This window comes from Mycobacterium sp. (assembly GCF_032162105.1).
Lineage (GTDB): Bacteria > Actinomycetota > Actinomycetes > Mycobacteriales > Mycobacteriaceae > Mycobacterium.
Window position 1 is genome coordinate 21,410 of the sequence record NZ_JAVRPS010000493.1, and the last position, 7,441, is coordinate 28,850.

The window sequence follows — 7,441 nt, forward strand, 5'->3', positions numbered from 1 at the left end:
AGTCGTTCAGCTCGCGATCAGCGTGAGTATTTGCCTTGTCCCTGATACCGGTGGGTGGCAGGGTGCCACGCACCTATGAGTATTCACCTGCACTGGTACCTGCCCACCAACGGTGACAGCCGCGAGATCGTCGGATCTGGCGACGACTCCCACGTGGCCGTTGGTCCGTCGGCCAGCCGGATCAGGCCACCCACCATCGCCTATCTCGGCGAGGTCGCACGCACGGCGGAGCTCCTCGGATTCGAGGCGGTGCTGACGCCCACCGGGACGTGGTGTGAGGACGCGTGGATCACCACCGCTGCACTGACTCAAGTCACCACCAGGCTCAAGTTCCTGGTGGCCTTCCGCCCAGGGTTGATCACCCCGACCCTGGCCGCTCACCAGGCCGCCACCTTCCAGCGCATCTCAGGCGGGCGGCTGCTGCTCAACATCGTGACCGGCGGCGACCCGGTCGAACAGGCTCGCTTCGGCGATCATCTCAGCCACGACGAGCGCTACCGGCGCACGGGTGAGTTCCTGCAGGTCCTTCGCGGCGTCGGATCGGCGCCCGAGGGCTCGCCAATGGACCTGAACGGTGAGTACTACCAAATCGCCGGTGCCCGCATCGATTTCGGCGACTGGGATCCACCGCAGATCTTCTTCGGCGGCGCCTCCGCGGCGGCCGAAGAGGTCGCCGCGCAGCACGTGGACACCTACCTGGCGTGGGGCGAGACGCCAACGCAGATTGCGGAGCGGCTCGCCCGGGTCAGGGAACGCGCCGCCTTCCATGGACGCACACTGCAGTTCGGCATTCGACTTCACGTCATCAGCAGGGACACCTCGGCCGACGCGTGGGCGCATGCGGAGCGACTGCTCGCCGCCATCAGCGACGAACGCATCAGGTCGGCACAGCAGGTGCTGGCCCGAACCGAATCCGTTGGACAGCAACGGATGACCGCACTGCATGACGGACGAACCTCCGACCTGGAGATCTCCCCCAACCTCTGGGCCGGCTACGGGCTGGTGCGCGGCGGTGCGGGTACGGCTCTGGTCGGCAGCCACACCGAGGTCGCCGACCGCATCGCGGAGTATCACGACCTCGGCATCGACCACTTCATCCTGTCCGGGCAGCCCCACGTCGAAGAGGCGTATTGGTTCGCCGAGGGTGCCGGAGCGATTCTGCGGGCGCGGGGTCTGGTGTGATCAGCCGTCAGTTGCCCTGACCGCCGCGACCTCGAGCGGCCAGATCCGGGACCGGGTCCTTGCCGTTGATCAGCCAGTCGCCCAGGATCCTGGCCTTGTAGATTCGGGGGTTGTGCGATGCCAGCGTGCGGGCGTTGCGCCAATGGCGATCCAGCGCAAGCTCTTCCGAGACTCCCGAAGCGCCGAGGGCGTCGAAGATCGTCGTGGTCGCCCGCAGCGCAGCATCGATGATCACCAGTTGAGCCTGTGACACGGCGACCTCGGCGTCGACGAGTCGCTGTCTACCGTGCCCATCGTCGCCGGACAACCGTCCTTCGGCGACGTGGTCCAGGGTCCTCGCGCTCCTGGCCAGCGCTGCCTCGGCACCGAACGCGTCTGCCGAAACACTGCCGATGACCTGCAGGAGCTGAGCGTCGGCGGTGGGCACCTCAGCCAGGCCCTGGGGGTAGTTGCGCTTGCGCTCTGCCAGTGCCGTGGAGCCGTCACGCAGCGCCGCCGCCGTGATGCCGGTGAGCACGGCCAGCATCGCGATTTGATAGAAATGCGACTGGTAGCCGAATCTGTCGGCAGCGGGAAACACGTCGCCAACGTCGGCGCGCACCCGCGTGTAGTTCGCGGTGCCGCTGGCCGTGGCTCGTTGACCGAAGCCCCGCCAGTCGTCCACCAGCGTCACACCGGGATCGTCGGCCCGGACCAGGGCAGTCAGCAGCTCTCCGTCGTCACCACGGCCCAACACGTCCAGCCAGTCCGCGTAAAGGCTGCCCGTCGCATAGTATTTCGCGCCGGTCACCAGCCAGTGATCATCCTCGACCGTCACCGTCGTCGCCAGTTTGGCCAGAGTCAGATTGTTCGCCTCGGTCCAACCCCCGCCGACGAACGCGCCCGCGAGGAACCGCTTGATCCAGACGTCGTTGGTCTCCGACGTCGGCGCGTTGAGCCGGTCCTCGACGAAGGCCAGGTGGTTGCGAAAGATGTGCGAGACGTTCGCGTCGGCCGCACCAAGCTCGGCGAGCAGCAGGAACGTCTGCTCCAGTGATGCGCCGAAACCGCCGTGCTCCTCGGGGATTCGCAGAGTGCCGAAACCGGCGTCGATCAGCAACCGGACCTGTTCGCGAGGAAGGACTCGGTCCCTCTCGCGGTCCCGGCTGCCTCCGGCGATCTCGGCGAAGATCGGCCGGAAGGTCGACTCCAGCTCGGTGTGGACTGCGGTGGGCCTGCGCAGATACGTTGTTGCGAAACTCATTGCTTCACTACTCCATCGATCCGGTAGGCGGCCTGCTTCTCGACCGCGACGTAGCCCAGCCGCTCGTAGAGCAGATGCGCATTGCTGCGGTTGGCGATGTCGGTGCCCAATGATGCGGCGCGGAGCCCGCGCCGCAGCGCCGCCAGCCAGATCTTGCCGAGCAGCAGCTCGCCGATGCCGCGCTTGCGTTGGTCGCGGCGGACTCCGATGTGGTCGGTGTGCGCGCTGCGTTCCTCCGAACCCGCCGTACCCGACGTGTACGTCGAGCCCAGGACATAGCCGACGACCTCGCCGTGCTCGACTGCCGCGACGCTGAAATCCGGTGCGAATAATCGACTGTGGAGATGGTGCTGCCACGCCTCTGGAGTCTTCGACATGTTGCCGAAGTGCTCGAGGAAGGTGTCGAACTGCAGGCGCCGCACCTGTTCACCGAGGTCGCGCGCGATGACCTCCGACCACGAAAGCACCGTGATGCCGTCGATCGTGGCCCCGGCGAGTGTGGCCGGGTCCTCGCCTCCGAGAGGCTTGCGGGTGCGGATGAACTGTCCCTCGCGGTGGGCTCCCCTTCGGGTCAGTGCGTCGATCACGAACGGTTGATCGGCACCCGTGAAGACCCGAAGATATGCGCCCGGTATCGATTCGGCCTCCCGCGCAAATCGGCCCACCGCGGCGCCGACCACGTCGTCGACGACCTCCGGGGGCGTTGCGGGGTCGACCACGAAGCCGGCCGACACTTCTTGCAGGTCAACGCCGTGAGGCTGATGCAGCGTCGAATAACCGCGTACCAGCCCGGATCGGTCCCGAGTCACCGTCGCACCGTGTGGGAATACGCCGTCCAGTTGTTCGGCGACGTCGCGGGAGTCGGCGGCGAACTTGCGTCCACCGAGCCCCTCGGTGGTGGCGAGGAAGTCGGCGATCGCGGAGTGATCGCGGGCGGTGGCGGTGGTGACGATCCAGTCGTCCAATAACTGGGCGGTCATGGCGCGACGGGCTCCTTGTCGCGGCGCAGCTCTGGATCGTCGTCGCCACTCGTGTCGCCTTCGACCTGGTGGTCGAGCACGTCGAGGATGCCCTCGTCGGCGAGGCGCTGCTGTTCGGACTCGGACAGCGTCTGAATCGTGCCGATGCGGTTGGCGACTTCTGGCTTGGTGCGCTTGAGGTACCAGTACCACGCCAACCCGGCCAGCAGGATGCCACCGAAGATCAACGGCAGGATGTTGAACGGGAACTCGGGCACGGGGTAGAAGTTGCTGAAGAAGACATACGCCAAAGCCAGTGTGGCAGCGGCAGAAACCACCAGACGTAGTGGTGTCAGCGCCTTGATCTTGTAGAGCCAGATCGGCGTGGCGATCACCACCAGCAGATAACTGGTCAGAAAGCCCCAGTTCGCGACGTAGCCACCGTAGACCTCGAAGACCACCCGGCCCGCCGAGCTGAAGGTCGCTACCACCGAGAAGACAAGCGCCAGTGCCCCAATGAACGCGATACCCACCCACGGCGTCTTGTACTTGGCGTGCACCCTCGTCAGCGCGGCGGGCAGTGCACCCTCGTGGGCGAAGGTGAACAGGGACCGCGCCCCGGCGGTGGTGACCGCTGTGACGAAGACGATGAACGCGACGGCCACCGCCCCACTCACGACGTGGTTGACCCAGGAGACGCCGGTGGAATCTGCGAGCTGGGGAAGGATCGCCTTGTCACCGTCGATGCTGCCGAAGAACAGGATCTGCGGATAGGTTGCAACGATGTAGAGCACTCCCAAGAGCAGAACGACCCGCAGCAGCGACCGTGCGATGCTGCGGTGCGCGTCCTTGGCTTCGGCACCGAGTGAGGCGACGCTCTCGAATCCTGCGTAGGCCCCGACGGCCGACACGGCGGCGATGAACGTCGCGCTGTTGCCGAGATGGCTTGGGTTCCACTGGTCCCAATCCACCCGGAACCCGTAGCCGATGTAGGCGGCGACGATGATCACCAGGATGGACGCGACGGCGATGAGCTCGATCACCAGTTCGTACTTCGCTGCGATCGACACGCCCCTGAACGGCAGATATGTGGCGACCCCGACGATCACCAGAACGAGGAGCAGGCGGAACCACGTTGCCTGCGAGCCCAATCCGATGGATTCGAGGAACGCGTCGAGGTAGACGACGCCGCCGAGTGTTCCCGTGGTGGCGAATCCGATATAGCCAACTAGCAGACTGAAGCCTGCGGCATACGCGAAGCCCGGCCCGAGGCCGTTACCGGTATAGGTACCCAGCGATCCCGACGAGACTGTGCGCTTGGCCTGAAAGCTGATGGTCGCCGCAATGAGGACGGTGATCGCCAGACCGACCAGCACTGCCCAAGCCGCGCCCTTGCCCGCCGCCAGAAAGAGAGAGAACGGGACCGAAGCTACCGCGACACTGGGTGCGGCCGCGGCCAGCCCCTGCGCGAAGACGCCCCAGAAACCCAGGGCGTCGCGTTGCAGGCCGTTACCCTCGGCCGAGGAAAGTGTTCGGCCAGAGAGTGCAACCTCCGGAATCTGTGTGGACATGACGAACTGCCTTCCTGGCTCGACTGTGTGTCGGGCCGCGAACTCATGTGCATGCCGCGCAATGCGCTGGTATGTAGACGATTAACGTGTTACTGATCTGGATGTCAGAGTGCCGTAACACAGCCCGCGGCGTCAGCCGTCAGAATCGCTGGGATTCTTTCTACCTCGGTGTTCCGCGCCGGGATGGTCGTCTGGCAACAGTGCGGACCCCGCAGGAAAGAGCTTTTGCCGCAACGTCGTCGAGCGATCGTCGGCGGCACGCGCCTTGCCACGTCGGCGCAGTTCCGGGATGAGGTGGTCGGCGACGTCGACGAAGCTGCCGGGCGTAATGTGGTAGACGATGTTGAACCCGTCGACGCCGGTGCGCTGCGCGTAGGCCTCGAGATCGTCTGCGACGGTGCGGGCGGACCCGACGAACAGCTCGCCGCCGAATCCGCCAAGGCCGCCGACGTAGTCGCGCAATGTGACCCGGTGTCGGGCATCGGTGTCGTCGACTGCGGTCAGAATGGACCTGCTGGCGTCGGTCTCGAACTGCTCGATGGGCCGGTCGACATCGTAACCGGACCAGTCGACTCCGCTCAGCGCCGACAGCAGGACCAGCCCGCTCTCCAGGTCGTGATACTTCGACAGCTCCCGCGCCTTCGCCTCGGCGGCGGAGTCGGTCTCGTCGACCACGACTTCGATCGACGTGACGAACTTGATCGAGTCCGGCTTGCGGCCGTATGCGACCACGCGCCGCCGGATGTCGTCGATGTTCCCGCGCAGCACATCTGGCCGTGGGTCGCTCGCGAACACCAACTCGGCATTGCGAGATGCGAATTCGCGACCTGCGGGTGAGGTGCCGGCCTGGAACAGGACGGGAGTGCGTTGCGGCGACGGCTCCACCAGATGGGCGCCGGGAACGCTGAAATAAGTTCCCTCGTGGCCGATGGCGTGAACCTTCCCCGCGTCGGTGTAGACACCGCGGTCTCGATCGCGGACGACTGCGTCGGACTCCCAGGACCCCTCCCACAACTTGTAGGTCACCTCCAGGAACTCCTGCGCCATGGCATACCGCTCGTCGTGCGGAATCTGGCGATCACGCCCGATGATGTTGCGCGCCGCGCTGTCCAGTAGCGAGGTGACGATGTTCCACCCGATCCGTCCACCGGTGAGGTGGTCGAGTGTGCTGAACTTCCGGGCCAGCAGGTAGGGACTTTCGTAGGTCGTCGACACCGTGATGCCGAATCCGAGGTGCTCGGTGGCCGCGGCCATCGCCGAGACCGCGAGCAGCGGATCGGTCACGGGAGTTTGCACTCCCTTGGTCAGAGCCGACGTCGCATCGCCACCATGGACGTCGAGCTGGCCGACGGCGTCCGCGATGAACAACGCGTCGAACCCTCCGGCGTCGAGAATCCGCGCCAGGTCCGTCCAGTACCTCAGATCGGTGTATGAGGAGGTCCTGTCCTCGGGATGCCGCCACAGACCGAAGTTGCCGTGCGACGGTGTCGACATGGTGAACGCCGACAGCACGAACGGTTCGACCGACAAGCTCATGCGCCCACGTCGTACCGGTTGGCCGGACTCGTCAGTCCCAGATGATCGCGGAACGTAGTGCCGGTGTACTCGTGCCGGAACAGTCCGCGCTTGCGAAGCAACGGCACGACCTGTTCGACGAAGTCCTCGAACTGCCCCGGGAGTCCAGGGCCTTGCAGTACGAAACCGTCGGCGGCTCGCGCTTCGAACCACGTCTCGATCTGGTCGGCGATCTGCTCAGGGGTACCGACCACGCTCGCCCCCCAACCATTCACAGTGCGGTACAGGAACTCCCGAACCGTCGGTGCCCCATCGAAGGCCAGTGCGCGGTAGCCGGTCAAGGCGGTCTGGTGGGTCTCGGTAGTCGTTGGGAAGGCCCGACTCGGGGACTGGCCCGTCAAGGTCTGCACCCGTGACGTCGACATCGACCTCCAACAGCCAACCTGCCTGGTACTCGGGGCTGAAGTACTCGTACGCGGTGCGCTCGATGCGGCGGACCTCGTCCTCCGTGGAACCGACGATGAATCGCAGCGATGGGGTGATCAGCGGAGGAGCGCGGCGCCCAAGCCGAAGGGCCTCGTCGTGGATCTGCCGGTAGAACTCCTGCGCCCTGACCAGGGTGCCCTGTCCGGTGAAGATGACCTCGGCGTGCCGCGCGGCGAAGGCGCGTCCCGTCGTCGAGGATCCCGCCTGGAAGATCACGGGCTTGCCCTGAGCCGATCGAGCTGCCCCGAGCGGTCCGTTGACGTCGAAATAGCGACCGTGATGGTTGGGCACCCGAATCCGGCTGACGTCATTGAAGATCCCCGCGGCACGGTCCTCGACAATGGTGCCTTCGCCCCAGGAGTCCCACAGCTTCTCGACGACGTCGATGGCCTCTTCGGCGACGCGGTATCGCTCATCGTGATCGACGACGCCTCTGGCGCTGAAGTTGTCGGCCGCGGCCCGCGCGAAGCTGGTCACCAGATTCC

Annotated in this window: 5 protein-coding genes and 1 pseudogene; 1 reads left to right on the plus strand and 5 read right to left on the minus strand. The window is 65.6% G+C overall.

What is annotated here, in order from left to right; genetic code table 11:
* The first annotated feature begins 75 nt into the window (after positions 1 to 75).
* Complete coding sequence (locus QOC69_RS25330) at positions 76 to 1,182, plus strand: LLM class flavin-dependent oxidoreductase (RefSeq protein ID WP_526444812.1); 1,107 nt, start codon at positions 76 to 78, stop codon at positions 1,180 to 1,182.
* 7 nt (positions 1,183 to 1,189) lie between these two features.
* On the opposite strand, the gene QOC69_RS25335 is transcribed toward QOC69_RS25330, so the two are convergent.
* From QOC69_RS25335 to QOC69_RS25355, 5 genes and pseudogenes are all read right to left on the minus strand, one after another.
* Positions 1,190 to 2,425, minus strand: coding sequence for an acyl-CoA dehydrogenase family protein (locus QOC69_RS25335; RefSeq protein WP_526444814.1), 1,236 nt, complete (start codon positions 2,423 to 2,425; stop codon positions 1,190 to 1,192).
* Entirely contained in the window at positions 2,422 to 3,405 is a 984-nt protein-coding gene (locus tag QOC69_RS25340; protein WP_526444816.1) for a GNAT family N-acetyltransferase, read from the minus strand. Before QOC69_RS25340 ends, QOC69_RS25335 begins: the two co-directional genes overlap by 4 nt.
* Complete coding sequence (locus QOC69_RS25345) at positions 3,402 to 4,955, minus strand: amino acid permease (protein WP_526444818.1); 1,554 nt, start codon at positions 4,953 to 4,955, stop codon at positions 3,402 to 3,404. The genes QOC69_RS25340 and QOC69_RS25345 overlap by 4 nt, the downstream gene beginning before the upstream one ends.
* 132 nt (positions 4,956 to 5,087) lie before the next feature.
* Positions 5,088 to 6,491 (minus strand): LLM class flavin-dependent oxidoreductase, encoded by a 1,404-nt coding sequence (locus tag QOC69_RS25350; RefSeq protein WP_526444820.1) that lies wholly within the window; start codon positions 6,489 to 6,491, stop codon positions 5,088 to 5,090.
* Positions 6,488 to 7,441: pseudogene (locus tag QOC69_RS25355) on the minus strand (NtaA/DmoA family FMN-dependent monooxygenase); the annotation flags it as partial. The pseudogene QOC69_RS25355 and the gene QOC69_RS25350, both read right to left, overlap by 4 nt.

Excerpts from the sequence above, each read along its gene's own strand:
- QOC69_RS25330 (WP_526444812.1), top strand. The coding sequence starts at position 76 with ATGAGTATTCACCTGCACTGGTACCTGCCCACCAACGGTGACAGCCGC.
- QOC69_RS25335 (WP_526444814.1), bottom strand. The coding sequence starts at position 2,425 with ATGAGTTTCGCAACAACGTATCTGCGCAGGCCCACCGCAGTCCACACC.
- QOC69_RS25340 (WP_526444816.1), bottom strand. The coding sequence starts at position 3,405 with ATGACCGCCCAGTTATTGGACGACTGGATCGTCACCACCGCCACCGCC.
- QOC69_RS25345 (WP_526444818.1), bottom strand. The coding sequence starts at position 4,955 with ATGTCCACACAGATTCCGGAGGTTGCACTCTCTGGCCGAACACTTTCC.
- QOC69_RS25350 (WP_526444820.1), bottom strand. The coding sequence starts at position 6,491 with ATGAGCTTGTCGGTCGAACCGTTCGTGCTGTCGGCGTTCACCATGTCG.